Annotated in this window: 26 protein-coding genes; 11 read left to right on the top strand and 15 right to left on the bottom strand. The window is 59.0% G+C overall.

The annotated features are described in order from the left end of the window. The first annotated feature begins 59 nt into the window (after nucleotides 1-59). Together ACZ9BE_RS18580 and grxD are read left to right on the top strand one after the other, a co-directional pair. Nucleotides 60-2,165, top strand: coding sequence for a molybdopterin oxidoreductase family protein (locus ACZ9BE_RS18580; protein WP_476249790.1), 2,106 nt, complete (start codon nucleotides 60-62; stop codon nucleotides 2,163-2,165). 97 nt (nucleotides 2,166-2,262) lie between these two features. Beyond that, nucleotides 2,263-2,604 carry a Grx4 family monothiol glutaredoxin gene (gene grxD / locus ACZ9BE_RS18575; protein WP_016773402.1) on the top strand — a complete coding sequence of 114 codons (342 nt, stop codon included), beginning with the start codon at nucleotides 2,263-2,265 and terminating at the stop codon, nucleotides 2,602-2,604. A 101-nt stretch (nucleotides 2,605-2,705) separates the two neighbouring features. Here the strand turns inward: grxD and bfr are convergent, their stop codons facing one another. Together bfr and ACZ9BE_RS18565 are read right to left on the bottom strand one after the other, a co-directional pair. Then, nucleotides 2,706-3,179, bottom strand: coding sequence for a bacterioferritin (bfr, locus tag ACZ9BE_RS18570; RefSeq protein ID WP_016773403.1), 474 nt, complete (start codon nucleotides 3,177-3,179; stop codon nucleotides 2,706-2,708). Between the two features lie 201 nt (nucleotides 3,180-3,380). Beyond that, nucleotides 3,381-3,599, bottom strand: coding sequence for a bacterioferritin-associated ferredoxin (locus tag ACZ9BE_RS18565; RefSeq protein WP_003227725.1), 219 nt, complete (start codon nucleotides 3,597-3,599; stop codon nucleotides 3,381-3,383). Nucleotides 3,600-3,911: 312 nt separating this feature from the next. Here ACZ9BE_RS18565 and ACZ9BE_RS18560 point away from each other — a divergent pair, with 312 nt between their 5' ends. Continuing rightward, a complete protein-coding gene (locus ACZ9BE_RS18560; RefSeq protein ID WP_003227723.1) occupies nucleotides 3,912-4,514 on the top strand; it encodes a peroxiredoxin in 603 nt (200 codons plus the stop codon). A gap of 74 nt (nucleotides 4,515-4,588) precedes the next feature. On the opposite strand, the gene rnt is transcribed toward ACZ9BE_RS18560, so the two are convergent. Both rnt and pyrC read right to left on the bottom strand, forming a co-directional pair. Continuing rightward, nucleotides 4,589-5,266 carry a ribonuclease T gene (gene rnt, locus ACZ9BE_RS18555; RefSeq protein WP_041479868.1) on the bottom strand — a complete coding sequence of 226 codons (678 nt, stop codon included), beginning with the start codon at nucleotides 5,264-5,266 and terminating at the stop codon, nucleotides 4,589-4,591. Next, entirely contained in the window at nucleotides 5,263-6,309 is a 1,047-nt protein-coding gene (gene pyrC, locus ACZ9BE_RS18550) for a dihydroorotase (protein WP_016773405.1), read from the bottom strand. Before pyrC ends, rnt begins: the two co-directional genes overlap by 4 nt. Before the next feature lie 160 nt (nucleotides 6,310-6,469). Between pyrC and ACZ9BE_RS18545 the strand changes: the two genes are divergently transcribed. Both ACZ9BE_RS18545 and ACZ9BE_RS18540 read left to right on the top strand, forming a co-directional pair. Further along, complete coding sequence (locus tag ACZ9BE_RS18545) at nucleotides 6,470-7,384, top strand: flagellar protein MotY (RefSeq protein WP_016773406.1); 915 nt, start codon at nucleotides 6,470-6,472, stop codon at nucleotides 7,382-7,384. A gap of 129 nt (nucleotides 7,385-7,513) precedes the next feature. Further along, nucleotides 7,514-8,731: an argininosuccinate synthase gene (locus tag ACZ9BE_RS18540; RefSeq protein ID WP_007953201.1), complete on the top strand. Its 1,218-nt coding sequence runs from the start codon at nucleotides 7,514-7,516 to the stop codon at nucleotides 8,729-8,731. A gap of 116 nt (nucleotides 8,732-8,847) precedes the next feature. Here the strand turns inward: ACZ9BE_RS18540 and ACZ9BE_RS18535 are convergent, their stop codons facing one another. Continuing rightward, on the bottom strand, nucleotides 8,848-9,549 hold the full coding sequence (locus ACZ9BE_RS18535; protein WP_095181788.1) for a hypothetical protein: 702 nt from the start codon (nucleotides 9,547-9,549) through the stop codon (nucleotides 8,848-8,850). A 466-nt stretch (nucleotides 9,550-10,015) separates the two neighbouring features. Between ACZ9BE_RS18535 and ACZ9BE_RS18530 the strand changes: the two genes are divergently transcribed. Continuing rightward, complete coding sequence (locus ACZ9BE_RS18530) at nucleotides 10,016-10,642, top strand: response regulator transcription factor (RefSeq protein ID WP_016773408.1); 627 nt, start codon at nucleotides 10,016-10,018, stop codon at nucleotides 10,640-10,642. Between the two features lie 88 nt (nucleotides 10,643-10,730). Here ACZ9BE_RS18530 and ACZ9BE_RS18525 read toward each other — a convergent pair whose 3' ends face one another. From ACZ9BE_RS18525 to metG, 8 genes are all read right to left on the bottom strand, one after another. Then, the gene (locus ACZ9BE_RS18525; RefSeq protein ID WP_041479865.1) at nucleotides 10,731-10,910 is read right to left on the bottom strand and encodes a PA3496 family putative envelope integrity protein; all 180 of its coding nucleotides are present in this window, start codon (nucleotides 10,908-10,910) and stop codon (nucleotides 10,731-10,733) included. Between the two features lie 107 nt (nucleotides 10,911-11,017). Further along, nucleotides 11,018-11,656 carry an endonuclease III gene (gene nth / locus ACZ9BE_RS18520; protein WP_476249789.1) on the bottom strand — a complete coding sequence of 213 codons (639 nt, stop codon included), beginning with the start codon at nucleotides 11,654-11,656 and terminating at the stop codon, nucleotides 11,018-11,020. Continuing rightward, nucleotides 11,653-12,225, bottom strand: coding sequence for an Rnf-Nqr domain containing protein (locus ACZ9BE_RS18515; protein WP_476249788.1), 573 nt, complete (start codon nucleotides 12,223-12,225; stop codon nucleotides 11,653-11,655). Before ACZ9BE_RS18515 ends, nth begins: the two co-directional genes overlap by 4 nt. Continuing rightward, entirely contained in the window at nucleotides 12,222-12,827 is a 606-nt protein-coding gene (locus ACZ9BE_RS18510) for an RnfABCDGE type electron transport complex subunit G (protein WP_476249787.1), read from the bottom strand. Before ACZ9BE_RS18510 ends, ACZ9BE_RS18515 begins: the two co-directional genes overlap by 4 nt. Beyond that, nucleotides 12,824-13,807, bottom strand: a complete 984-nt coding sequence (locus tag ACZ9BE_RS18505) for an RnfABCDGE type electron transport complex subunit D (protein WP_252878816.1) — start codon at nucleotides 13,805-13,807, stop codon at nucleotides 12,824-12,826. Before ACZ9BE_RS18505 ends, ACZ9BE_RS18510 begins: the two co-directional genes overlap by 4 nt. After that, nucleotides 13,794-14,798, bottom strand: a complete 1,005-nt coding sequence (rsxB, locus tag ACZ9BE_RS18500; protein ID WP_476249786.1) for an electron transport complex subunit RsxB — start codon at nucleotides 14,796-14,798, stop codon at nucleotides 13,794-13,796. The genes ACZ9BE_RS18505 and rsxB overlap by 14 nt, the downstream gene beginning before the upstream one ends. Beyond that, the gene (locus ACZ9BE_RS18495) at nucleotides 14,795-15,364 is read right to left on the bottom strand and encodes an Rnf-Nqr domain containing protein (RefSeq protein WP_476249785.1); all 570 of its coding nucleotides are present in this window, start codon (nucleotides 15,362-15,364) and stop codon (nucleotides 14,795-14,797) included. The genes rsxB and ACZ9BE_RS18495 overlap by 4 nt, the downstream gene beginning before the upstream one ends. Before the next feature lie 114 nt (nucleotides 15,365-15,478). Beyond that, complete coding sequence (gene metG / locus ACZ9BE_RS18490) at nucleotides 15,479-17,530, bottom strand: methionine--tRNA ligase (protein ID WP_095181794.1); 2,052 nt, start codon at nucleotides 17,528-17,530, stop codon at nucleotides 15,479-15,481. Nucleotides 17,531-17,849: 319 nt separating this feature from the next. Here metG and apbC point away from each other — a divergent pair, with 319 nt between their 5' ends. Then, the gene (gene apbC / locus ACZ9BE_RS18485) at nucleotides 17,850-18,944 is read left to right on the top strand and encodes an iron-sulfur cluster carrier protein ApbC (RefSeq protein ID WP_024014150.1); all 1,095 of its coding nucleotides are present in this window, start codon (nucleotides 17,850-17,852) and stop codon (nucleotides 18,942-18,944) included. 132 nt (nucleotides 18,945-19,076) lie between these two features. Here the strand turns inward: apbC and ACZ9BE_RS18480 are convergent, their stop codons facing one another. After that, a complete protein-coding gene (locus ACZ9BE_RS18480; RefSeq protein WP_095181795.1) occupies nucleotides 19,077-19,835 on the bottom strand; it encodes an SDR family oxidoreductase in 759 nt (252 codons plus the stop codon). A 163-nt stretch (nucleotides 19,836-19,998) separates the two neighbouring features. Here ACZ9BE_RS18480 and ACZ9BE_RS18475 point away from each other — a divergent pair, with 163 nt between their 5' ends. The 4 genes from ACZ9BE_RS18475 (at nucleotide 19,999) to groL (ending at nucleotide 23,522) form a co-directional block, all read left to right on the top strand. Then, nucleotides 19,999-20,724 (top strand): HugZ family pyridoxamine 5'-phosphate oxidase, encoded by a 726-nt coding sequence (locus ACZ9BE_RS18475; RefSeq protein WP_476249784.1) that lies wholly within the window; start codon nucleotides 19,999-20,001, stop codon nucleotides 20,722-20,724. 71 nt (nucleotides 20,725-20,795) lie between these two features. Further along, entirely contained in the window at nucleotides 20,796-21,272 is a 477-nt protein-coding gene (locus ACZ9BE_RS18470) for an FxsA family protein (protein ID WP_016773418.1), read from the top strand. A gap of 259 nt (nucleotides 21,273-21,531) precedes the next feature. After that, nucleotides 21,532-21,825 (top strand): co-chaperone GroES, encoded by a 294-nt coding sequence (locus ACZ9BE_RS18465; RefSeq protein ID WP_007916610.1) that lies wholly within the window; start codon nucleotides 21,532-21,534, stop codon nucleotides 21,823-21,825. A 50-nt stretch (nucleotides 21,826-21,875) separates the two neighbouring features. Next, the gene (gene groL / locus ACZ9BE_RS18460; protein ID WP_016773419.1) at nucleotides 21,876-23,522 is read left to right on the top strand and encodes a chaperonin GroEL; all 1,647 of its coding nucleotides are present in this window, start codon (nucleotides 21,876-21,878) and stop codon (nucleotides 23,520-23,522) included. Between the two features lie 190 nt (nucleotides 23,523-23,712). Here the strand turns inward: groL and ACZ9BE_RS18455 are convergent, their stop codons facing one another. Further along, entirely contained in the window at nucleotides 23,713-24,456 is a 744-nt protein-coding gene (locus ACZ9BE_RS18455) for a phosphatase PAP2 family protein (RefSeq protein ID WP_041479856.1), read from the bottom strand. Nucleotides 24,457-24,509 lie beyond the last annotated feature (53 nt).

Here is a 24,509-nt window from a genome sequence, read left to right as displayed (position 1 = left end):
GCCATAGTTTTGTTCCCGCGGGCGTGATCGCCTGCCCCCGAACAAGACAGAGACTGGCCATGACCAAGACTCTTCACCACCGTGCGTGCCACCTGTGCGAAGCCATTTGCGGGCTGACCATCGAAACTACGGAAACCGATGGCGATGTCGCGATCACCTCGATCAAGGGCGATGCCCTCGACACCTTCAGCCGCGGCCATATCTGCCCGAAAGCCGTGGCCCTGCAAGATATTCAGAACGATCCCGACCGGCTGCGTCAGCCAATGCGCCGCGTCGGCAGCGAATGGCTGCCGATCGAATGGGACGAGGCGTTTGCGCTGGTGGCCGAGAAACTCGCGGCGATTCAGGAACGTCACGGCCAGAACGCCGTTGCGGTGTATCAGGGCAATCCGAGCGTGCACAACTACGGCCTGATGACCCACAGCAATTACTTCCTGGGGTTGCTGAAAACCCGCAATCGTTATTCGGCCACTTCAGTCGATCAATTGCCGCATCACCTCAGCAGCTATCTGATGTACGGCCACGGTCTGCTGTTGCCGATCCCGGACATCGACCACACCGATTTCATGCTGATTCTCGGCGGCAATCCGCTGGCGTCCAACGGCAGCATCATGACCGTGCCGGATGTCGAGAAGCGCCTGAAGGCGATTCAGGCGCGCGGCGGCAAAGTGGTGGTAGTCGATCCGCGCCGCAGCGAAACCGCAGCGATGGCTGATCAGCACGTGTTCGTCCGCCCGGGCGGCGATGCGGCGCTGTTGTTCGGCATGCTCAATACGCTGTTCAGCGAAGGCCTGACCCGCGACAGCCATTTGCCGGTCGATGGCCTCGACGAAGTGCGAAACGCCGTGGCGGCGTTCAGCGCCGAAGCCATGAGCCCACTTTGCGCGGTGCCTGCCGAGCAGATTCGGCAGCTCGCCCGCGACTTCGCTGCCGCGCCAAGCGCCGTCTGCTATGGACGCATGGGCGTCTCGACCCAGGCCTTTGGCACCTTGTGTCATTGGGTGGTGCAGTTGATCAATCTGGTCACCGGCAATCTCGACCGCGTTGGCGGTGCCCTGTGCACCGAGCCAGCGGTGGACCTGGTGGCGTCGACCTCGGGCGGGCATTTCAACAAATGGCAGAGCCGGGTTTCCGGGCGTCCTGAATACGGCGGCGAGTTGCCGGTCTCGGCGCTGGCCGAAGAAATGCTCACCGAGGGCGAGGGGCAGATCCGCGCGCTGATCACCGTCGCCGGCAACCCGGTGTTGTCGACACCCAACGGCCGGCAACTGGAACAGGCGCTGGACGGCCTCGACTTCATGCTCAGCATCGACCTGTACATCAACGAAACCACGCGCTATGCCGATCTGATCCTGCCGTCGACCTCGGCGCTGGAAAACGATCACTACGACACCACTTTCAACCTGTTTGCGGTGCGTAACGTGACCCGCTTCAATCGCGCGATCCTCGCCAAGCCCGAGGGTGCGCTGCACGACTGGGAGATCTTCGTCGGTTTGGCCAAGGCCTTCGCCGAGAAAACCGGTAAAGAACTGAAACCGACGATGCCGCCGGCGAAGATGATCGACATGGGCCTGCGTATGGGCCGCTACGGCGATGCGTCCGAGCACAAGTTGTCGCTGGCGACGCTGTTCGATCATCCGCACGGCATTGATCTTGGGGCGCTGAAGCCGAATCTGGCGTCACGTCTGAAAACGCCGAATCAGCGTATCCAGGCCGCACCGCCGGAAATTCTCGCCGACCTCGCACGCTTTGCCACGTTGCAGGCGCCGGCAGCCGATGAATTGTTGATGATCGGTCGCCGCCATGTACGCAGCAATAATTCGTGGATGCATAATTTCCATCGGCTGGTGAAGGGTAAGCCACGGCATCAGTTGCTGATGCACCCGGATGACCTGGCCAGCCGTGGTCTGGCCGATGGGCAGCGGGTTCGGGTGAGTTCGCGGGTCGGGCAGATCGAGGTGGAAGTGCTCGCCAGTCTCGACATGATGAAAGGCGTGGTCAGCCTGCCGCACGGTTGGGGCCACGCGCGCCCGGGCGTGCAGATGGCGATCGCCAGCGGCCAGCCGGGGTCAAGCGCCAACGACCTGACCGACGAGTGTCAGCTTGACGAACTGTCGGGCAACGCGGCGTTGAACGGTGTGCCGGTGACCGTGGCGGCGGCCTGAGCGGGTCTGTCGGGGAGACCGAGCATGGCGCTCGGGATTCCGTTACAATGCGCCACCGTGCCGACCTCTGAGTCGGAAAGTTCAGCCGAGGTGCTCCATGGATATCATCGAAACGATTAAAGAGCAGATTGCCAACAACACCATTCTGCTTTACATGAAAGGCTCGCCGAATGCCCCGCAGTGCGGCTTCTCCGCAAAAGCTGCGCAAGCCGTGATGGCCTGTGGTGAAAAGTTCGCATACGTGGACATCCTGCAGAACCCGGAAATCCGCGCCAACCTGCCGAAGTACGCCAACTGGCCGACTTTCCCGCAACTGTGGGTCGGCGGTGAGCTGGTCGGCGGCAGCGACATCATGACCGAGATGGCTGCAGACGGTTCGCTGCAAAGCACCATCAAGGCGGCTGTCGAAGCGGCAGCGGCGAACAAGTCCGAAGCCTGATTCGCTCTTGCAGGGATTTCGCAACCTCTGAAATCCCGGCGATAAAAAAGCCCCGCACCTCGAAAGAGGGCGGGGCTTTTTAGTATCTTGCGAGGGTCAGATCACTCTTCGCCCATCTGCGACTGCAGATAGTTTTCCAGGCCGATCTTGTCGATCAGGCCGAGCTGGGTTTCCAGCCAGTCGATGTGTTCTTCTTCCGACTCAAGAATGTCTTCGAGCAGTTCACGGCTGCCGAAGTCGCCAACGGTTTCGCAATGGGCGATGGCGGCTTTCAGGTCGGCGTGGCCGGTCTTTTCAATGCGCAGGTCGCATTCGAGCATTTCGCGGGTGTGTTCGCCGATGTGCAGCTTGCCCAGGTCCTGCACATTCGGCAGGCCTTCAAGGAACAGGATGCGCTTGATCAGCTTGTCCGCGTGTTTCATCTCGTCGATGGATTCGTGGTATTCGTGCTTGCCGAGCTTGTTCAGACCCCAATCTTCATACATGCGTGCATGCAGAAAGTACTGATTGATCGCGACCAGCTCATTGGCAAGGATCTTGTTGAGATGCTGGATGACTGTAATGTCGCCTTTCATGATCGGAGTCCTGCCCTGTATTAACTGTATATAAGGCGGAGTTTGAGCTTGGTGTTTATAAGTGTCAAACCTAAGTTATTGAATAATAAATGAAAATTAATCGGAATAAGAATGTTTGTGTTCCGCGTCTGGACGCTAAGCAATTGATTTTCAGGCATAAAAAAACCGGACGCGAAGTCCGGTTCTTTGAAATGGGGGCATTTACGCAGCAGTAAATTCTACCGGGTAAGGGATCGCGGCCTGGGCGGTTTGCAGCTTGGTCAGAGTTTCGCGGACCACTTCCTTGGCAAGGCAGGCGCATTTGCCGCACTGGCTGGCGACGCCGGTGGCCTGGCGAACTTCTTTGTAGCTGCAGCAACCTTCATAGATCGCTTCGCGGATCTGTCCGTCGGTGACGCCAGTGCAGAGGCAAACATACATAAGTAAGAACCGTCGCTGGTTGTGACTCAATTGCGATGGATCTTAATGTTAACGAGAATGATTGTCAAAGTGCTTTCGGAACGCTTCCCAGCCAATTTGCCTGCGCCTGACGAACGGTATTTTCCAGGCACTCGCTTTACCCAATGAATACGCAGTGGATAACCGAACAGGGAAAATCCGTTACGGACAGGCCAAACACGCAGTGTATGATGATCGTCCCTTGCGAAGAGGGTTCGTGTCACAGGGCTGTCGCCTGAGGGTGACAGGCTGGCCCGGACCCTGAACTTCAAGTTTCTACACCAGGAGATATCAATGAGCGTACTCGTAGGCAAACAAGCCCCAGACTTCACCGTCCCGGCCGTACTCGGCAATGGCGAGATCGTTGACAGCTTCACCCTGTCCTCGGCCATCAAAGGCAAATACGGCCTGGTGTTCTTCTACCCGCTGGACTTCACCTTCGTCTGCCCGTCCGAGCTGATCGCTCTGGACAACCGCATGGCTGACTTCAAGGCGCGCAACGTTGAAGTGATCGCTGTGTCGATCGACTCGCACTTCACCCACAACGCCTGGCGCAACACTCCAGTGAACAATGGCGGCATCGGCCAGGTGAAATACACCATGGCTGCCGACATGAAGCACGACATCGCCAAGGCTTACGACGTTGAATCCGAAGGCGGCGTGGCTTTCCGCGGCGCGTTCCTGATCGACGACAAAGGCGTGGTTCGCTCGCAGATCATCAACGACCTGCCGCTGGGCCGTAACATGGAAGAGCTGATCCGTCTGGTCGACGCGCTGCAATTCCACGAAGAGCACGGCGAAGTCTGCCCGGCCAACTGGAAGAAAGGCGACAAAGGCATGAACGCTTCGCCAGAAGGCGTTGCGGCTTACCTGACCGAAAACGCTGCTGCCCTGTAAGGCGCAACGTCGAGGTAGAAAAAAACCGGCCCATGTGGCCGGTTTTTTTATGCGCGGGATTTGTTCGCCGAGGATCAGTCGTCGAAGTCTTCCCAGCCGCCCATCTGTTTCCAGCGATTGACGATGCCGCAGAACAGCTCAGCGGTCTTTTCGGTGTCGTAGCGCGCCGAGTGCGCCTCACGACCGTCGAAATCGATGCCGGCGGCCTGACAGGCTTTCGCCAACACTGTCTGACCGTACGCCAGACCCGCCAGAGTCGCCGTGTCGAAACTGGAGAACGGGTGGAACGGGTTGCGCTTCATGTCCAGCCGCGCGACTGCTGCGTTGAGAAAGCCCAGATCGAAGCTGCTGTTGTGCCCGACCAGAATCGCCCGTTTGCAACCGTTGGCTTTGAGGGCCTTGCGGATGCCACGGAAAATATCGGTCAGCGCGGTTTCTTCACTGACGGCCATGCGCAGCGGATGATCAAGCTTGATCCCGGTGAACTCCAGCGCTGCCGCTTCAACGTTCGCACCTTCGAATGGCTCGACGCGGAAGAAGTAGGTGTGATCCGGGTAGACGAAACCCTTTTCATCCATGGCGATGGTGGTCGCGGCAATCTCCAGCAGGGCATCGGTGGCTGCGTTGAAGCCACCGGTTTCTACGTCGACGACAACCGGCAGGTAGCCGCGAAAACGCGCTGCCATCGGGTGACGGGAACCGCCGCCACCACTTTGACCGTCCAGCTCATCGTCGAAATGCTCTTCACTCACGCGTGTTCCTCCAGCAGGCGCCAGCGCAGTTTTTCACCGGCGCGCAGCGGGATAACGGTCAGCTCGCCAAATGGCAGGCTGGTCGGGGCGGTCCATTCTTCGCGAACCAGGGTGATGCGATCGGTGTTTGCCGGCAGGCCGTAGAAACGCGGGCCGTTGAGGCTGGCGAAGGCTTCGAGCTTGTCCAGCGCATTACGCTGTTCAAACGCTTCGGCATACATCTCGATGGCGGCGTAGGCGGTGTAGCAACCGGCGCAACCGCAGGCGGCTTCCTTGGCGTGCTGGGCGTGGGGCGCCGAGTCGGTGCCGAGGAAGAACTTGGCGCTGCCGCTGGTGGCGGCATCGAGCAAGGCTTCCTGATGGGTGTTGCGCTTGAGGATCGGCAAGCAATAGAAATGTGGCCGAATCCCGCCCACCAGCATGTGATTACGGTTGTACAACAGGTGGTGCGCGGTGATGGTCGCGCCGACGTTGGCCGAAGCCTCGTTGACGAATTGCACGGCGTCACCGGTGGTGATGTGCTCGAACACCACTTTCAGCGTCGGGAAGCGCTCGACCACGCGGCGCATGTGCTCATCGATGAAGATTTTTTCGCGGTCGAACACATCGACGTCGCCACGGGTGACTTCACCGTGGATCAACAGCGGCATGCCGACTTCGGCCATGGCTTCCAGCGCCGGGAAGATCTTGTCGATGCTGGTCACGCCGGAATCGGAATTGGTGGTCGCGCCGGCCGGGTAAAGCTTGGCGGCGTAGACGAAACCGCTGGCCTTGGCCTGACGAATTTCTTCCGGTTGGGTGCGGTCGGTGAGGTACAGCACCATCAACGGCTCGAACTGACTGCCGGCCGGGCGGGCAGCGAGAATGCGCTGACGATAGCCGTCGGCTTCAGCGGCGTTGCGCACCGGCGGTACCAGGTTCGGCATGATGATCGCGCGCCCGAAGGTGCGGGCCACATCGGCAACGGTATTGGTCAACACGGCACCATCGCGAAGATGAATGTGCCAGTCGTCGGGACGCAGCAGGGTCAGGCGGTCGGACATGAGGGGATTCCAGGCGGGTCAAACTGAGGCGAATGCTACCGGAAAAGACTCTTGCAGGCACCCGCTATCAAGTTTTGCCACAAGCGTCCGATATCCCGAAGGTATGCCGTAAACATTGTGTGAATCGGTGTTTGTGTTTCACAAGCCAATGGAGCCTCCCGTGCGCCAGCGTTATTTAGCCCTGCTCAGTGTGTTTGCCAGCCTTCCCGCGATGGCGCTGACTTACCAGACCCGTCTGGAGAACATTGAGTGGACGGTCGCCGGCGACCAGTTCGAATGCCGCCTGACGCAACCGATCACTGATTTCGGCTCGGGCGAGTTCGTGCGCAAGGCCGGTGAGCAGGCGATCTTTCGCCTGAATGCCTACAACGCCATGCTTGGTGGCGGCTCGGCGACGTTGCTCGCTGCCGCTGCACCGTGGCAGCCGGGGCGCGGCGATATCAATCTGGGCTCGGTACGGCTGGGCAGTGGCAATGTGTTGTTCAACAGCTCGCAATCCCAGGCCGGTGGGCTGATCAGCGGTCTGCTGGACGGCCGTAGCCCGGTAGTTCGCCGTGCGTCTGGCGATGGCCGGGTGTCGGAAGTGCGTTTGTTGCCGGTGAAATTCAGCAAGGCGTTCAACGACTATCAAGGCTGCGTGGCGAAATTGCTGCCGCAGAATTTCGACCAGATCAAGCAGTCGCAGATAGGCTTTCCCGGCGAAGGCGTTGAGCTGGACCCGGCTGCCAAGGCCAAGCTGCAAGTGATGCTCGAATACATGAAGGCCGACCCGACGGTGAACCACATTGACCTCGACGGCCATTCCGACAACAGCGGCAATCGTCTGACCAACCGCGAATTGTCGCGCCGCCGCGCGCTGGCGGTGGTGGATTTCTTCAAGGCCAACGGCATTCAGGAATCGCAGATCACCGTGCGTTTCCACGGCGAGCAGTATCCGATCGTGCCGAACACCAGCAAGGCCAATCGTGCGAAGAATCGCCGGGTCAACGTGAAACTGTCGCGTGTGGCACCGACCACAGCTCCTGCGCCAGCGCCGCAAGCGAGTACGCCAGCCACCGCCGCAACGACTTCCTGACTCGCCGGTCATCGTCGCGCTCTCGACAGATTCTGTCGCTTTGTCGTCTTAAGCTGTCGCGCCTCTGTAAATTATCGCGTTTGAGCGGTAGACTCCCCGGCTTTCCGTAGAACCCCGTGGAGTGATGGCATGGCGGACGTAAACAAGGTCGTTCTGGCGTATTCCGGCGGCCTGGACACTTCGGTGATCCTCAAGTGGCTGCAGGATACTTATAACTGTGAAGTGGTGACTTTCACCGCCGATCTCGGTCAAGGCGAAGAGGTCGAGCCGGCCCGCGCCAAGGCTCAGGCCATGGGCGTCAAAGAAATCTACATCGACGATCTGCGCGAAGAGTTCGTGCGTGATTTCGTGTTCCCGATGTTCCGCGCCAACACCGTTTACGAAGGCGAGTACCTGCTGGGTACCTCCATCGCCCGTCCGCTGATCGCCAAGCGCCTGATCGAAATCGCCAACGAAACCGGCGCCGACGCCATTTCCCATGGCGCCACCGGCAAGGGCAACGACCAGGTGCGCTTCGAACTGGGCGCCTACGCGCTCAAGCCAGGCGTGAAAGTGATCGCCCCTTGGCGCGAGTGGGACCTGCTGTCGCGCGAGAAGCTGATGGACTACGCCGAGAAGCACGCGATCCCGATCGAACGCCACGGCAAGAAAAAATCCCCGTACTCGATGGACGCCAACCTGCTGCACATCTCCTATGAAGGCGGCGTGCTGGAAGACACCTGGACCGAGCACGAAGAAGACATGTGGCGCTGGACCGTCTCCCCGGAGAAGGCTCCCGACACCCCGCAATACCTGGAACTGACTTACCGCAACGGCGACATCGTCGCGCTGGACGGCGTCGAAATGACCCCGGCCACCGTACTGGCGACGCTGAACAAGATCGGCGGCGAGCACGGCATCGGTCGTCTCGACATCGTCGAAAACCGTTATGTCGGCATGAAGTCCCGTGGCTGCTACGAGACCCCGGGTGGCACCATCATGCTGCGCGCTCACCGCGCCATCGAATCGATCACTCTGGACCGCGAAGTCGCTCACCTCAAAGACGAGCTGATGCCCAAGTACGCCAGCCTGATCTACACCGGCTACTGGTGGAGCCCTGAGCGTCTGATGCTGCAACAGATGATCGACGCTTCGCAGGTCAACGTGAACGGCGTAGTGCGCCTGAAGCTGTACAAGGGCAACGTCATCGTCACCGGCCGCAAGTCCGACGATTCGCTGTTCGACGCCAACATCGCCACCTTCGAAGAAGATGGCGGCGCTTACAACCAAGCCGATGCGGCGGGCTTCATCAAGCTCAACGCGCTGCGCATGCGCATTGCTGCCAACAAGGGCCGCAAGTTGTTCTGAGTGGCTCAGACCGACGCGCAATAAAAATGGCGGCCTGTTGAGGGCCGCCTTTTTTTCATCTTTTTTTTCTGGTTCATCAGGCTCCCTCGTGTATCTGCGCGCAGTCTTGACCCGGTTCAGCTGGTTCGTCCCAGTAATGTCACCGTCTGCGAACACAGGTTATATACGATGCACAGTGTGGCTCCTGAGCCTTTCTTGGCCTGCCTGATCTGTTGCAATGCGGAGTGGGCAAGCGCGTCCGACGCATGATTACAAAGAAATACGAGAACCCGCGCGTGCTTTTTATCGACGCCTTTTAGCGTTTCGAAGATGGCATCGAATTCCTTCGCTGCATCAACTTCTCTTGCGTCAATGATGTTCAGTTCACTTACCCAGGGTGACAGCTTGATATTCTGCATAACCGGATGGGATGGGTCGCGTGGACCGAGCGGTGGGTCCGGCGCGTTGTGAACTCTGCAGGGAATCGGCACTCGGCCTGGCCCGGTTTTACCCGACACGATGCAACTGGTCAGCTCAAAAGCACAACGCTCGCCTGCTTCGCGAAAGGATTCGTCCCTCTGGTTATTTTGAGTGGTTTTCAAAAAGCTTTTGTCTTTGCCGAAGTCTGAAGGCGAGTAAAGCGAGCGATGATTGAAGTTGAGAGTGATAAAGAACAGGAATAACAAGTAAAAGGGGAAACTGATCAGAAACCAGACGTAAATTTCCCGGTCCTTGTTATCGAGAAATGGTAACGATACCGCCGCCGAGGTTTCCGAAAGAATTGCAAATATGGCGATGACTGTCATGGGGTTGGTGATTTTGTTTTTTATCTTTAGCATTGTTCTGCTTCTACATGGTTTGTCTAGTTTAAGTTGGTTGTTTCAGCGATAGTAAAGGCGCTTGTGTAAGTGCGCGGCTGTTAACTAAAGTTTTATAGAATCAACGATGTTGTGTCGAACAGGTGGTTGTGTCGGTTCGTTACGTCGTATGTCCCAGTGCTTGCCCAAGGCCAATTTGACAGGTAAATCATCGTGTATGAAGGTTCGTAATTGCGCCTGTTGAAGTTTTCCAACGACCCACCATGGCGTAGGACTCGACTGCATGAAGATCAAACTCCGCCGGTGTATGAAAGATCGGAAGGCGGTTGCAATGGGGCAAGGGCAGCGAATTTGTGGGAATTATCCTCAATGCCTGTAGGGAATGTCTCTGGATGCAAATGCGTGTAAAAGTTGCCATGCCTTGAAGCAAGTGACTGGGATATCGTGCGTGTTCTAAAAATTCGAACAGCGAAAACTGGACTTGCCCATGAATAAAGTGCTGATCGTGGATGACCACCCCGTCATTCGACTTGCGGTACGTATGCTGATGGAACGGCATGGCTACGAAGTCATTGCAGAAACGGATAATGGCGTTGATGCACTACAAATTGCTCGTGAACAAATACCCGATCTTGTCATCCTGGATATTGGAATACCCAAACTCGACGGACTGGAAGTTATTGCGCGCCTGACCTCCACTGCCATGCCGGTGAAAGTGCTGGTGCTGACTTCCCAGGCTCCCGGCCATTTTTCAATGCGTTGCATGCAATCGGGCGCAGCGGGTTACGTGTGCAAACAGCAGGATCTGACCGAATTGCTCAGTGCGATCAAGGCAGTTCTGTCCGGCTACAGTTATTTTCCCAATCAGGCGCTGCACACTGTGCGCACCAGTCTGGGCAATGCGAGTGAAGCGGACATGGTTGATCGTCTGTCCGGGCGGGAAATGATGGTGTTGCAGCAGTTGGCGCGCGGCAAGACCAACAAGGAAATCGCCGATGGCATGTTTTTGAGCAACAAGACTGTGAGTACCTACAAGACTCGCCTGTTGCTGAAACTCAATGCGCGTTCTCTGGTTGATCTGATCGAGCTGGCGCAGCGCAACGGCCTGGTTTGAACGATTCGACAGCTGAGAACGTCATGGGCCGATCAAGCTCGGTTGTCGCAGAAAATGAAAAGCCTCCGTCTAGGGAGGCCTTCAGATATCACAGATCATAATCGTAGTCGGCCAATTGCCTTTGCAGTCGGCGCTCCTCAAGCAGGTTGTCGATTGTGCGACGCTTGCTAAGGTTGGTCTTGGCCACTTCAACCACCGGTTCGACCTCATCGGCGTCGGTGGCAATAAGATCCTCTTCTACATCCAGTTGCTCTGTGTCGGTACTCATGAAGTCAACTCCCGGCTAAGACTGCCTTTGGCGCTCCTTATATCGACATTACTGCGGCGGGTAAAAAAGATTTTTTCAATCGATGGATGCGAAAAGCCGATGACCGCTCAATCGTCAGAAGTTTTATGTTTGTATTCGCATAGATCTTCGATGCGGCAGCTGCCGCAGCGCGGTTTACGCGCCAGGCAAACATAACGGCCGTGCAAAATCAGCCAGTGATGAGAGTCGAGCAGGAATTCTTTCGGTACAAACTTCATCAACTTCATTTCTACTTCCACCACATCTTTCCCCGGCGCGATGCCGGTGCGATTGCTGACGCGAAAAATGTGCGTGTCGACCGCCATGGTCAATTGGCGGAAAGCGGTGTTGAGCACCACGTTGGCGGTCTTGCGTCCGACGCCCGGCAGGGCTTCCAGTTCTTCCCGGGTTTGCGGGACTTCACCGCCATGATGCTCAACCAGCAAACGGCAGGTTTCAATGACGTTTTTCGCCTTGCTGTTGTAGAGGCCGATGGTCTTGATGTACTCGGACAGCCCCTCGACACCCAGCGCATGAATCGCGGCGGGTGTATTGGCGACGGGAAAGAGTTTGGCAGTCGCCTTGTTGACGCCGACATCGGTGGACTGCGCCGAAAGAATCACCGCAATCAGGAGCTCGAACGGCGAAGAGTAGGCCAGTTCGGTTTTCGGCTCGGGATTGTCTTCGTGCAGTCGGCGAAATATCTCAAGACGTTTTGCAGCATTCATGGGCGATGCGTTTCCTTGATGACAGAATTGCGGCGTGTCCACGCCTGACGGGCGGCGAGAAGCAGGCCCAGTAAAACCAAAGCGCCGGGAACCAGCGTAATCAGACGCAGCCCTTCGGGGAACAAAACCAGACCTGGCCAATGCTCCGAAAGGCCTCGGCCAAGGCTGCCATAACCGATGATCTCGCGCAGCCCGCCGACTACCAGCATGAGCGCGCCGAACATGGCGAAGCGTTTGAAGCTGACAGCGACGGGCTCGCGGAAGGCACCGTGGTATTCAAACACGACGCAGTGCAAGGCGATCAGCCCTATGTAGAGCTCAGACGTCTGCTGCCATGGCAAAAACCAGCGTTGCGCCACAATATCCGCGCAACTGGTCAACGTCGCGGCGATTATCAGGCTGGCGAGCAATGCACGGGTGCCCGTGAGGCGCTCGCGCAGCGGCGACATGCAGACGGCAAATACACCGAGCACCACGCCGAGCATCAAGGTTATCCCCAGTGCAGCGCTGAATGTTGGTGTGGCGCCCAGTAGGGGCACCAGCATCAATAAATTCACCGTGCGCTTCATGGGCCAGTCCCCAACAGCAGCGCCCGATGCTCATCGAAATAACGCAGTGCGTCATGAATTGCGTCAATGGCGGCACGGGAGGTAATGGTCGCGCCAGCGATCTGATCGAACTGCCCCTGATCCTTTTTCAGCGCCCAACCGGCGTCTGTCGGCTCAGTACGGGATTTGCCGACGAAGGCCTGAAGCCAGGCATTCGGCCATGCACCGATGTAACCACCCAATCCTGGCGTTTCGCGCTGCTCAAGGGTTTTCACGCCTAAAAGTTTGCCATTAGCATCAATGGCAATCAGCAGTTCCAGAGTACCTGCGTAACCTTCTCTGCGACTGCGCAACAGCACCGCGACTGTCTGACCGGAGCGGGTCGCTCGATAGCCGCCCGACAGCGTGCTATGGCGCAAAGCAGGCTCGGCGAGCGTCAGCGGTTGCTCCAGCGGCTGATTGTCGTAGAGCGCGGCAGGCATGACATCAAGCAATTTTCGGCTGTCGAGCAAGCGCTGCTCGCTGGCAATCTGCGGTGCACTGCTGCGCTGCAACACGTATGTCGCACTCACGCCAACGAGTGCCAGCAGCACCACCGTCGCGACACTCGCTGAGCGATTCACGCGTTCACCTTCGACTGGCGGCTGAGGGCGAAGCGTTCGAGTGCCGGCACCAGAAGATTCATCAGCAATACCGCAAACGCGACGCCGTCCGGGTAACCACCCCACGTGCGAATCAGATAAGTCAGCAGGCCGACGCCAACACCGAACAGCAGGCGGGCAAGGGCGCTTTTCGCGCCGGACACCGGCTCGGTCACAATAAAAAATGCACCGAGCATGGTCGCGCCGCTGAGCAGGTGAAACAGCGGCGAACCATGGGAATCCGACCCCGAGCCGTTCCAGCACAACAGGCTGATGACGAACAGACTGGCGAGCATCCCCAGCGGTGCGTGCCAGGAAAAGATCCGCCGCTGCAACAGCCACAGGCCGCCGAGCAGAAACGCCAGATTCACCCATTCCACACCGCGCCCGCCGAAGCGGCCGAAGGCCGGGTTGCTGGCGAACAGCTCCTGCATGGTCAGGCTTTTATTGATGCGCAGACTGTCCAGTGCCGTGGCTTGCACCCACGCGTCCGGCGCCTGCGCTGGACTGAAAACCTGTTGCAGCGCCGCAAGAAAGTCCAGGCCATGAGCGGGCCAATGGGTCATCGCTTGCGGGAACAGCACCATGCTCAGGACAAAGCCAAGCATCGCCGGGTTGAACGGGTTTTTGCCGACGCCGCCATACAGATGTTTGCCGAACAACAGACCTGAAGCGGTCGCAATGACCGTCAGCCACCAAGGGCAATAAGCCGGCAGCGCGGCGGCCAGCAACATCGCACTGACCAGCGCGCTGCCATCACGCATTGCCGCTTGCACCGCTTGCCTACGCAGACAGGCGACGCCCGCTTCGACGAGCAAAGCACTGACAACCGCCAGGGAAAGGTTGATCAACACGCCCCAGCCATACAGCCAGAATAATGCGAGCAGACCCGGCACAGCGGCCAGCAGCACGGTGTTCATCGCCTGTTGCAGGCGATCGTCCACTGGCTCAAGGGGCGGCATGGTCTTGCACCCGGCGCTCGGCGTCACTCACGGCTTGCTCCAGTGCTGCGATCTGCTCCGGCGCAGCCTCCGCTGCCTGAGCTTTTTTCAACTCGGCGCGGCGCATGGCCAATTGGATCTTGGCTCGCTTCAGTTCGGCGTCGTTGGTAGTTGCGGGAACGGCGGGAATCACCGTTTGGCTGCTTTCCAGATTCGCCAGCGCCTGCTCGGCGGCTTCGAATTGTTGCTGCAGGACGATCAGTTGCGACTGCTGCTCGAACGTCGGCGGGTGACCGAAGGCTTTCAGCGATTTGTGCAATTGAGCGCGACTCATCGCCACATCGACCTTGGCCTTCTTCAGCGCCGCATCTGCGTTCGCGGCTTTTTGCGCACGCACCCGCTCCAGCGCAGCCTGCACCGGGTCGCCGGTCGATACTTGCGGTTGTGCCGCACGCGCGGCTCGCGCTTCACGTTCAGCCTGCTTTTGCTGTTCTTCATGCAGCAAGCGCTGGTTGCGTCGCTCGAAACGCTGGCGCGCATGGTCACGCTTTTCAGCGCGGGCGCGCTGTTCTTCGAGATCGAATGCGAGACCGCCAACCACTGGGATCGTGTTCGCAGGCAAAGGATGCATTTCGATGCAGTCGACAGGGCACGGCGCAACGCACAGATCACAACCGGTGCACTCGTCGATCAGCACCGTGTGCATGAGTTTTGCCGCGCCGACGATGGCGTCGACCGGGCAGGCCTGAATGCATTTGGTGCAGCCGATGCATTCGGCCTCGCGGATGAAGGCGATTTGCGGCGGTGCCGGGCCACGGCTGATGTCCAGTTCCAGGACCGGTATTTTCAACAGCTCGGCCAGGGCGACGATGGTCTCCTCGCCGCCCGGCGGGCACTTGTTGATCGGCTCGCCGTCAACAATGCCTTGCGCATACGGTTTGCATCCGGGATGGCCGCACTTGCCGCATTGGGTCTGCGGCAGCAGGGCATCGATGCGTTGAATCAGACTCATGTTTTGATCAATCCACTGAATCCGAGAAAAATCACTGCGACCAGTCCGGCGCTGATCAGATCGATCGGCAGGCCGCGAAAGGGCAGGGGAATATCGTTGTCGACCGTACGCTCGCGCAGGTCGCAGAACACACTCAATACCAGCCAGAAACCCAGCCCTGCACCCAGACTCAAAGCTGTCGCGTGCAGCAGGTCATGATCGTTTTGCGCATTGATCAAGGCCAGCCCGAGTACCCCGGCATTGCCCAGCAGCAGCGGCCACAATCCAGCGAACGGCCAATCGGGCAGGCCGCGCGCCAGCAGTTTCAGCAGCGGCGCGATCAACAACACACTCAATGGCAGAAACACGAACAGGCGCAGCGCTTCAAGCTGCAACGGCACCAATATCCACTGCCAGATCGCCTGACCGATAACGCCGACCACCACCATCAGGCACAACGTCGCCAACCCCAGCGCATGGACCTGGCGTCGGCTCCCCGCCAGCAACGGAGCGACGCCCAGCGGCCAGTGCAACACGAAGTTGTTGAGCAGCGCAGCACTGATCAGCGTTAACACGAGTTCGGTCATGGTTCTGCCAGCGAAACGGGCGGGTGTCTCTTAAGGGTAGGCACTATCGGGCCAGATATGAAAAATCCCACCGGCATGCAGAGCACGTCGGTGGGATCGTTTTACGGCAACCTCTTACTTGATGCGCTGACCCGGCTTGGCGCCGCTGTCCGGGCTCAGCAGGTAAATCTCTTCACCACCAGGGCCCGCCGCCATCACCATGCCTTCGGAAATACCGAACTTCATTTTCCGTGGCTTGAGGTTGGCGATCATCATGGTCAGGCGACCGTCGAGCTTGGACGGGTCCGGGTAGGCGCTCTTGATCCCGGAGAACACGTTGCGTTGCTCGTCACCGATGTCGAGGGTCAGGCGCAGCAGCTTGTCGGCGCCTTCGACGTGTTCGGCCTTGACGATCAAAGCGACGCGCAAATCGATGGCGGCAAAGGCGTCGAAATCGATTTCCGGCGACAGCGGATCCTTGGCCAGTTCGCCGTTGCCCGCAGGCTTGGCTTCGCCGGTGTCGGTCTGGCTGGCGGTCAGGTCTTCTTTCGATGCGTCGGTCATGGCTTGCACTTTTACCGGGTCGATGCGGGTCATCAACGGTTTGAATTCGTTGAGCTGGTGATTAGCCAGCAGGGTGGTGTGGTCATTCCAGGTCAGCGGCGCGACGTTGAGGAACGCCTCGGCATCAGCGGCCAGCAGCGGCAGTACCGGTTTGAGGAAGATCACCAACTGGCGGAACAGGTTGATGCCGGTGGCGCAGATCGCCTGGACTTCATCCTGCTTGCCTTCCTGCTTGTTCAGCGACCACGGCGCCTTGTCGGCGATCCACGCATTGGCACGGTCAGCCAGGGCCATGGTTTCACGCATGGCGCGGGCGAAGTCGCGGGCCTCGTAGGCGTCGGCAATGCTCGGCGCGGCGGCGAGGAAAGCCTCGGTCAGCTCCGGCGCGGCATTGTTGTCGACCAGCAGGCCGCCGTTGCCCTTGTGGATAAACCCGGCGCAACGGCTGGCGATGTTGACCACTTTGCCGACCAGGTCGGAGTTGACCTTCTGCACGAAGTCTTCGAGGTTCAGGTCGAGGTCGTCGACGCCACGGCCAAGCTTGGCCGCGTAGTAGTAGCGCAGGTATTCCGGCGACAGATGATCCAGATAAGTGCGGGCCTTGATGAAGGTGCCGCGCGACTTGGACATTTTCTGGCCGTTGACGGTCAGGTAGCCGTGCACGTTGATGCCGGTCGGCTTGCGGTAGCCGGCGCCTTCGAGCATGGCTGGCCAGAACAGCGCGTGGAAATTGACGATGTCCTTGCCGATGAAGTGATACAGCTCGGCGGTCGAGTCCTTGCCCCAGAACGCGTCGAAGTCCAGCTCCGGCGTACGGTTGCAGAGGTTCTTGAAGCTGGCCATGTAACCGATCGGCGCATCCAGCCAGACGTAGAAATACTTGCCCGGCTCGCCCGGGATCTCGAAGCCGAAGTACGGCGCATCGCGCGAGATGTCCCACTGCTGCAGGCCGGCATCCAGCCATTCGGCGATCTTGTTGGCCACGGCGTCCTGCAGGGTGCCGCTGCGGGTCCAGGCCTGAAGCATTTCCTGGAAATCCGGCAGCTTGAAGAAGAAGTGCTGGGAATCCTTGAGCACCGGGGTGGCGCCGGAGATCGCCGACTTCGGATCCTTCAGGTCGGTCGGTGCGTAGGTCGCGCCGCATTTTTCGCAGTTGTCGCCGTACTGGTCTTCGGTGCCGCATTTCGGGCAGGTGCCCTTGATGAAGCGGTCGGCCAGGAACATTTTCTTTTCCGGGTCGAAATACTGGGTGATCGAGCGCTGGGCGATGTGCCCGGCGTCGCGCAGCTTGAGGTAGATCTGGCTCGACAGCTCACGGTTTTCTTCGGCGTGGGTGGAGTGGAAATTGTCGAAATCGACAAGGAAGTCGGCAAAGTCGGCGCTGTGTTCAGCCTGCACGTTGGCGATCAGTTGTTCCGGGGTGATGCCTTCCTTTTCCGCGCGCAGCATGATCGCCGAACCGTGGGCGTCGTCGGCGCAGACATAAATGCATTGGTTGCCGCGATGCTTCTGGAAGCGCACCCACATATCGGTCTGGATGTATTCCAGCATGTGGCCAAGGTGAATCGAACCATTGGCGTAGGGCAGGGCGCTGGTGACGAGGATCTTGCGTGGCTCGGACATGGGGCTTCGCTACTTGATGAAACGGAGGTCGGCCACTATAAAGCGCCGGCGCATATTTTTCACCCCTGCGCCACTGGGTACTTTGAGTGTTCTTGTGGCGAGGGGATTTATCCCCGCTGGGTGGCGAAGCCGCCCGAAAACCGCAAACTTCGATGTATCAGATAGTCCGAGTGCAATGGCTTTACGACTGCTGCGCAGCCGAACGGGGATAAATCCCCTCACCACGGTGGCTTTTCAGCGCAAGTAATCTGTTCGCCTCAAATCGGTGTCCAGCGTACGATAGCCGCCATTCTTTCCAGTCTTGTTATCGGAGTTGCCCATGAGCGCCGTCACTCGCGCAGCGGTGGAAGCCGTCCTCAGCCAATACACCGACCCTTACCTGAACCAGGACCCGGTCAGCGCCGGTTGCGTGAAAAACATCGAGATCATCGGTGACCGCGTCAATGTGCAGCTGGAAATCGGCTACGCCGCCGGACTGTTCAAGAGCGGTTGGGCGCAATTGCTGCAACTGGCCATCGAAAACCTCGACGGCGTGGTCATCGCCCGTGTCGAGGTCACCAGCGTGATCGCCGCGCACAAGGCCCAGGCTCAGATTCCGGGGCTGGCCAACGTCAAGAACGTCGTCGCCGTCGCTTCCGGCAAGGGCGGCGTGGGCAAATCCACCACCGCTGCCAATCTCGCGCTGGCGCTGGCACGGGAAGGTGCCAAGGTCGGCATCCTCGACGCCGATATCTACGGCCCGAGCCAGGGCATCATGTTCGGCATTCCCGAGCGCACCCGTCCTGAGGTCAAGGATCAGAAGTGGTTCGTGCCGCTCAAGGCTCACGGCGTGGAAGTCATGTCGATGGCCTTCCTGACCGACGACAACACGCCGATGGTCTGGCGCGGGCCGATGGTTTCCGGGGCGCTGCTGCAGTTGGTTACGCAAACCGCGTGGGGCGATCTGGATTATCTGGTCATCGACATGCCGCCAGGCACCGGCGACATTCAGCTGACTCTGGCGCAGAAAGTCCCGGTGGCGGGTGCGGTGATCGTCACCACGCCGCAGGATCTGGCACTGCTCGACGCACGCAAAGGCGTGGAAATGTTCCGCAAGGTCAACATTCCGGTGCTCGGCGTGGTGGAAAACATGGCCGTGCACATCTGCTCGAACTGCGGGCATGCCGAGCATCTGTTCGGTGAAGGTGGTGGCGAGAAACTGGCCACCCAGTACGGCGTCGAATTGCTGGCCTCGCTGCCGCTGTCGATGCTGATCCGCGAACAGGCCGATGGCGGCAAGCCAACCGTAATCGCCGAGCCGGACAGCCAGATCGCCATGGTCTATCAGGAACTGGCCCGCCACGTCGGCGCGCGGATCGTGTTGCAGGAAGCGGCGACACCGGCGATGCCGAACATCACCATCAGCGACGATTGATCCATCGGCAGCGCTGAAAAACCTGTGGGAGCGAGCCTGCTCGCGAAAGCGGTGTGTCATCCAACTCATCAGTTGCCTGATACGACGCCTTCGCGAGCAGGCTCGCTCCCACATTGGCTTGTGTAATGGGACTTAGATACGCAACCCGCCATCCATCTCCAGAATCCGCCCGGTGTAGTAGTCGTTCTCGAAGATATACGCCGCCGAATGGGCGATCTCTTCGGGCTTGCCCATGCGCTTGAGCGGAATCCCCGACGTCATCTTCTCCAGCGCTTCCGGTTTCATGCCCAAAGTCATTTCGGTTTCGATGAAGCCCGGTGCGATGCCCGCCACGCGAATGCCGTAACGCGCCAGCTCCTTCGCCCAGGTCACGGTCGCCGCTGCGACGCCGGCCTTGGCTGCGGAATAGTTGGTCTGCCCGACGTTGCCTGCGCGGGAGATCGACGAAATATTGATGATCGCGCCGCTGTTCTTCAGCTCGACCATCTTCGCCGCGACTTCACGGGTGCAGAGGAACACGCCGGTCAGGTTGACGTCGATCACTGCCTGCCACTGCGCCAGGCTCATCTTGGTCATCTCACCGTCCTTGACCTTCAACAACAGACCATCGCGCAGAATCCCGGCGTTGTTGATCAGGCCGTGGATGGCGCCGAAGTCTGCGGCCACTTGCGCGACCATGTGCTCGACCTGTTCTTCATTGGCGACGTTGCACAGGTAGCTGCGCGCTTCGACACCCTTGGCTTTACAGGCGGCCACGGCGGCGTCGAGTTTTTCCTGATTCAAATCGACCAGGGCCAGCTTCGCGCCCTTGCCGGCGAAATACTCGGCCATGGAACGGCCCAAACCCTGGCAACCGCCGGTGATAATGATTACTTTGTCGTTGAGTTGCATTCGCATGTCCCGCTGGCAGGTCTGAGTTGTTTTTGTTGTCGGCAACGCTCGATCGGCACCGGTCAGGCCTGGTAGCACACGAACATTTGCCCGATGCGCGCCGGTTACTTTTCGCTGCGCGCCTGTCCGTTTTCTAGACGGAACCTAATTAAGGAGTCACAAATTGAGCGCTGAAGTGGCGAAGAATGCCCGAGAATTGCTTCTCAAGGAATACCGGGGAGTGCTGTCGACCCACTCCAAATCGATGCCGGGTTTTCCCTTTGGCTCGGTTGTGCCGTATTGCCTGGACGAGCAGGGCCGGCCGCTGATCCTGATCAGCCGCATCGCCCAGCACACGCATAACCTGCAGAAAGATCCGAAGTGTTCGATGCTGGTGGGCGAGCGCGAGGCCGACGATGTGCAGGCGGTCGGGCGGCTGACTTATCTGGCCGAAGCGCAGAAGCTCGCAGAACCGGCAGCGATTGAGGCTGCCGCCGAACGCTACTACCGCTATTTCCCCGACTCGCAGAATTATCACCAGGCCCACGACTTCGACTTCTGGGTGCTCGATCCGGTGCGCCATCGCTACATCGGCGGCTTTGGTGCGATCCACTGGATCGACGATCTGACCTTGGCCAACCCGTTCGCCGGCAAGGCTGAAATCAGCATGGTCGAGCACATGAACAGCGATCATGCCAAGGCCATCGCCCATTACGTCGAGCTGGCCGGGCTGCCGAACAGTGTGCCGGCGCAACTGGCCGGCATCGACAGCGAGGGCATGCACCTGCGCATCGGTCAGGCCGTCTACTGGTTGCCCTTCGCGGCGCCATGTAATACGCCGACACAAGTGCGCGAGGCCTTGGTTTCTCTGGCTCACGCCCAGTCCTGGCCGAAAAAAGCGCAAATTTAAGCTTGAATTCACGCAAGGGCGACGTCATCTAGGGCTTACTGCAAGGCATTTCTTGCGTTGAGGAAACTTTGATGCGCCCTTTTCTGTTGCTCTTTCTGCTGTTTCCAGTGCTGGAGCTGTTCGTATTCGTCAAAGTGGCAGGCTCTATCGGGTTCTTCCCGGCCCTGCTGCTGATCATTCTCGGCTCGATGTTCGGTGTGTTCGTGCTGCGCGTCGCCGGTCTGGCCACCGCATTGCGTGCCCGGGAAAGCCTGAATCGCGGCGAGTTGCCCGCGCAGACCATGCTCGAAGGCCTGATGCTGGCACTGGCCGGTGGCCTGTTGATCATTCCCGGCTTCATCAGTGACGTCGTCGGTCTGGTGATGCTGTTGCCGGTCACCCGTCGTCTGCTGGCGAACAAGATGCGCCAGCGCGCCGAAGATCAGGCCATGCGTCAGCGCGCCTTCGCCGACGACCTGCAACCCCGTGGCGGCCCGGCCCCGCGCGAGCCGCTCGGTCGAGAGCCGAATGTGATCGAAGGCGAGTTCGAACACCGCGACAACAAGTGATATCAGCATCGACACGGCACCCTCGGGTGCCGTGCTCGTTTATGGCGCTTTTTTACTGGGTGGCGATGAAAAATTTTTTCCGCCAGCCCTTGTAATCGGCTTGTACGCCCCTATGTATCGGTCACCGAAAGGTTTCCGGTATTCAAACCGGACAGACTTGCGCGGTTCGCTCGACGGACCGCAACCGGCGCAGGCCGGATTCGTTAAACCCGCCGGGACTACACCGGCCGATGAAAACCACAATTAGGAGAGATCGACAATGAAGCTTCGTCCTCTGCATGACCGCGTCGTCATCCGTCGCAGCGAAGAAGAAAAGAAAACCGCTGGCGGTATCGTCCTGCCAGGTTCGGCTGCTGAAAAAGCCAACCACGGTGTGATTCTCGCTGTAGGCCCGGGCAAAGCTCTGGAAAACGGTGAAGTGCGTGCACTGTCCGTGAAGGAAGGCGACAAGGTTGTGTTCGGTCCTTACTCCGGCAGCAACACTGTGAAAGTCGATGGCGAAGACCTGCTGGTAATGAGCGAGAACGAAATTCTCGCGGTTATCGAAGGCTGATACTCCCGTTCATTTTCCCGTTACTACAAAGTATTTAAGGAATATCGATCATGGCTGCTAAAGAAGTTAAGTTCGGCGATGCCGCCCGCACCAAGATGCTCAAAGGCGTCAACGTTCTGGCTGACGCGGTAAAAGCGACCCTGGGCCCGAAAGGCCGTAACGTGGTTATCGAGAAGAGCTTCGGCGCTCCGACCATCACCAAGGACGGCGTTTCCGTCGCCAAAGAAATCGAACTGGATGACCGCTTCGAAAACATGGGCGCGCAGCTGGTCAAAGACGTTGCCTCCCGTGCCAACGATGACGCTGGTGACGGTACTACCACCGCTACCGTTCTGGCTCAGTCGATCGTCAACGAAGGCCTGAAAGCCGTCGCTGCCGGCATGAACCCGATGGACCTTAAGCGCGGCATCGACAAGGCGACCATCGCCATTGTCAAAGAGCTCAAAGCCCTGTCCAAGCCATGCGCTGACTTCAAAGCCATCGCTCAGGTCGGCACCATCTCGGCCAACTCCGACAACTCCATCGGCGACATCATTGCCGAAGCCATGGAAAAAGTCGGTAAAGAAGGCGTGATCACCGTCGAAGAAGGCTCGGGCCTGGAAAACGAACTGTCGGTTGTAGAAGGCATGCAGTTCGACCGTGGCTACCTGTCGCCATACTTCGTCAACAAGCCGGACACCATGGTTGCCGAGCTCGACGGCCCGCTGATCCTGCTGGTCGACAAGAAGATCTCGAACATCCGCGAAATGCTGCCAGTGCTGGAAGCCGTTGCCAAAGCCGGCCGTCCATTGCTGATCGTGGCCGAAGACGTTGAAGGCGAAGCCCTGGCGACTCTGGTTGTGAACAACATGCGTGGCATCGTCAAAGTCGCTGCCGTCAAGGCACCGGGCTTCGGCGACCGTCGCAAGGCCATGCTGCAGGACATCGCTGTTCTGACCGGCGGTACCGTTATCTCCGAAGAGATCGGTCTGAGCCTGGAAAGCACCACCCTGGAGCACCTGGGTAACGCCAAGCGCGTAACCCTGTCCAAGGAAAACACCATCATCGTTGACGGTGCTGGCGTGCAGGCAGACATCGAAGGCCGTATCGCCCAGATCCGCGCCCAGGTTGCCGAAACTTCCTCGGACTACGACCGTGAAAAACTGCAAGAGCGTCTGGCCAAGCTGTCCGGCGGCGTTGCAGTGATCAAGGTTGGCGCTGGTTCCGAAGTTGAAATGAAAGAGAAGAAAGCCCGCGTTGAAGACGCCCTGCACGCAACCCGCGCAGCCGTTGAAGAAGGCGTGGTACCTGGCGGTGGCGTGGCGCTGATCCGTGCTCTGGAAGCACTGACCGAGCTGACCGGCGACAACGCTGACCAGAACGTTGGTATTGCTGTGCTGCGTCGCGCTGTTGAAGCGCCGCTGCGTCAGATCGCTGCCAACTCCGGTGACGAGCCAAGCGTAGTCGTCAACGAAGTGAAGAACGGCAAAGGTAACTTCGGTTACAACGCTGCTTCCGGCGAATACGGCGACATGATCGAAATGGGCATCCTGGATCCAACCAAGGTAACCCGTTCGGCTCTGCAAGCTGCAGCCTCGATCGGCGGTCTGATCCTGACCACCGAAGCAGCGGTTGCCGACGCACCGAAGAAAGAAGGTGCAGCTGGCGGCGGTATGCCAGACATGGGCGGCATGGGTGGCATGGGCGGCATGATGTAAGCCAGCCCTGGCCCTGTAACGCGAAACCCCGCTGGCGAAAGTCAGCGGGGTTTTTTATTACCCCAATTTCGAAGCTCACTGGTATCCCCCTGTGGGAGCGAGCCTGCTCGCGAAAGCGGTCTGTCATCCGACATGCAAGCCAGTTGAGCCGACAATTCGCGAGCAGGCTCGCTCCCACAGGTGCTTTATTTCAGGCATTGATCGGCTGTGTGTTCATCGCCGTCGAAGTCTTGCCAGCCGGGCGATACAGCACCCAGTAATAAGCCCCCAGGCAAATCAGCCAGCAGAAAATCGCCGTCCACACGTTGTGCGAAAAGAAGTGCGCGCCTTGCATCATGCGACTGATCGAGAACACCGAACCCAGCGCAAAGGCGAACACAAACGCCTGCCGCGCCAGTCGTGGACGGCGGTCGCGCAGCACGAAGAACAGTGCAAACAGGGTGAACCCGGTCGCCGCATGGCCACCCGGCCAGCAACGTCCCGGCTTGTCCGTGGCGGGGCGATGTTCCATGAGTTTGCTGTAGGTCTCGTGACCGCCGAATTGCTCCAGGCTCCATGGGCACTGCACGGCGGTGACGGCTTTGACTGGAGTAACAAACGAAGTCGCCAGCCCCAGCGACAGCACCAGACAGCCCAATTCACGCTTGAACGGTTTCAGCCGTTCGATGAAAAACGCACCGATGAAACCCAGAATGGCAAACACCGAGAAGCCGATCACCAGCTGTTTTGCCCGGTCATGCAGGATGTCTTCAAGCACATAGCTGTGCCGCCCGATGAAATCCCCCGCGACCGGGTCGTAGAACATTTGCGCCAGAACCATGTCCAGATCGGTCAGTTCGAGCAACAGCAAAATGATCGCCGCCGCTGCGGGAATGCCCAGACACAACCACCAGTTGAGCGGTCTTGAAGCGGGAAGGGCAGAGGTCGACACCATGGCAGGTTCCTTGGTCGATGAACGGAGGAGAGAGCGTAATCGCGCGGAGTCTG

The organism is Pseudomonas sp. TE9122 (assembly GCF_056278925.1).
Note: the sequence above shows the minus strand (reverse complement) of the source record. Positions and strands in the feature narration are given on the sequence as shown.

Excerpts from the sequence above, each read along its gene's own strand:
- ACZ9BE_RS18580 (WP_476249790.1), top strand. The coding sequence starts at position 60 with ATGACCAAGACTCTTCACCACCGTGCGTGCCACCTGTGCGAAGCCATT.
- grxD (WP_016773402.1), top strand. The coding sequence starts at position 2,263 with ATGGATATCATCGAAACGATTAAAGAGCAGATTGCCAACAACACCATT.
- bfr (WP_016773403.1), bottom strand. The coding sequence starts at position 3,179 with ATGAAAGGCGACATTACAGTCATCCAGCATCTCAACAAGATCCTTGCC.
- ACZ9BE_RS18565 (WP_003227725.1), bottom strand. The coding sequence starts at position 3,599 with ATGTATGTTTGCCTCTGCACTGGCGTCACCGACGGACAGATCCGCGAA.
- ACZ9BE_RS18560 (WP_003227723.1), top strand. The coding sequence starts at position 3,912 with ATGAGCGTACTCGTAGGCAAACAAGCCCCAGACTTCACCGTCCCGGCC.
- pyrC (WP_016773405.1), bottom strand. The coding sequence starts at position 6,309 with ATGTCCGACCGCCTGACCCTGCTGCGTCCCGACGACTGGCACATTCAT.
- ACZ9BE_RS18540 (WP_007953201.1), top strand. The coding sequence starts at position 7,514 with ATGGCGGACGTAAACAAGGTCGTTCTGGCGTATTCCGGCGGCCTGGAC.
- ACZ9BE_RS18535 (WP_095181788.1), bottom strand. The coding sequence starts at position 9,549 with ATGCTAAAGATAAAAAACAAAATCACCAACCCCATGACAGTCATCGCC.
- ACZ9BE_RS18530 (WP_016773408.1), top strand. The coding sequence starts at position 10,016 with ATGAATAAAGTGCTGATCGTGGATGACCACCCCGTCATTCGACTTGCG.
- ACZ9BE_RS18525 (WP_041479865.1), bottom strand. The coding sequence starts at position 10,910 with ATGAGTACCGACACAGAGCAACTGGATGTAGAAGAGGATCTTATTGCC.
- nth (WP_476249789.1), bottom strand. The coding sequence starts at position 11,656 with ATGAATGCTGCAAAACGTCTTGAGATATTTCGCCGACTGCACGAAGAC.
- ACZ9BE_RS18515 (WP_476249788.1), bottom strand. The coding sequence starts at position 12,225 with ATGAAGCGCACGGTGAATTTATTGATGCTGGTGCCCCTACTGGGCGCC.
- ACZ9BE_RS18505 (WP_252878816.1), bottom strand. The coding sequence starts at position 13,807 with ATGCCGCCCCTTGAGCCAGTGGACGATCGCCTGCAACAGGCGATGAAC.
- rsxB (WP_476249786.1), bottom strand. The coding sequence starts at position 14,798 with ATGAGTCTGATTCAACGCATCGATGCCCTGCTGCCGCAGACCCAATGC.
- ACZ9BE_RS18495 (WP_476249785.1), bottom strand. The coding sequence starts at position 15,364 with ATGACCGAACTCGTGTTAACGCTGATCAGTGCTGCGCTGCTCAACAAC.
- metG (WP_095181794.1), bottom strand. The coding sequence starts at position 17,530 with ATGTCCGAGCCACGCAAGATCCTCGTCACCAGCGCCCTGCCCTACGCC.
- apbC (WP_024014150.1), top strand. The coding sequence starts at position 17,850 with ATGAGCGCCGTCACTCGCGCAGCGGTGGAAGCCGTCCTCAGCCAATAC.
- ACZ9BE_RS18480 (WP_095181795.1), bottom strand. The coding sequence starts at position 19,835 with ATGCAACTCAACGACAAAGTAATCATTATCACCGGCGGTTGCCAGGGT.
- ACZ9BE_RS18470 (WP_016773418.1), top strand. The coding sequence starts at position 20,796 with ATGCGCCCTTTTCTGTTGCTCTTTCTGCTGTTTCCAGTGCTGGAGCTG.
- ACZ9BE_RS18465 (WP_007916610.1), top strand. The coding sequence starts at position 21,532 with ATGAAGCTTCGTCCTCTGCATGACCGCGTCGTCATCCGTCGCAGCGAA.
- groL (WP_016773419.1), top strand. The coding sequence starts at position 21,876 with ATGGCTGCTAAAGAAGTTAAGTTCGGCGATGCCGCCCGCACCAAGATG.
- ACZ9BE_RS18455 (WP_041479856.1), bottom strand. The coding sequence starts at position 24,456 with ATGGTGTCGACCTCTGCCCTTCCCGCTTCAAGACCGCTCAACTGGTGG.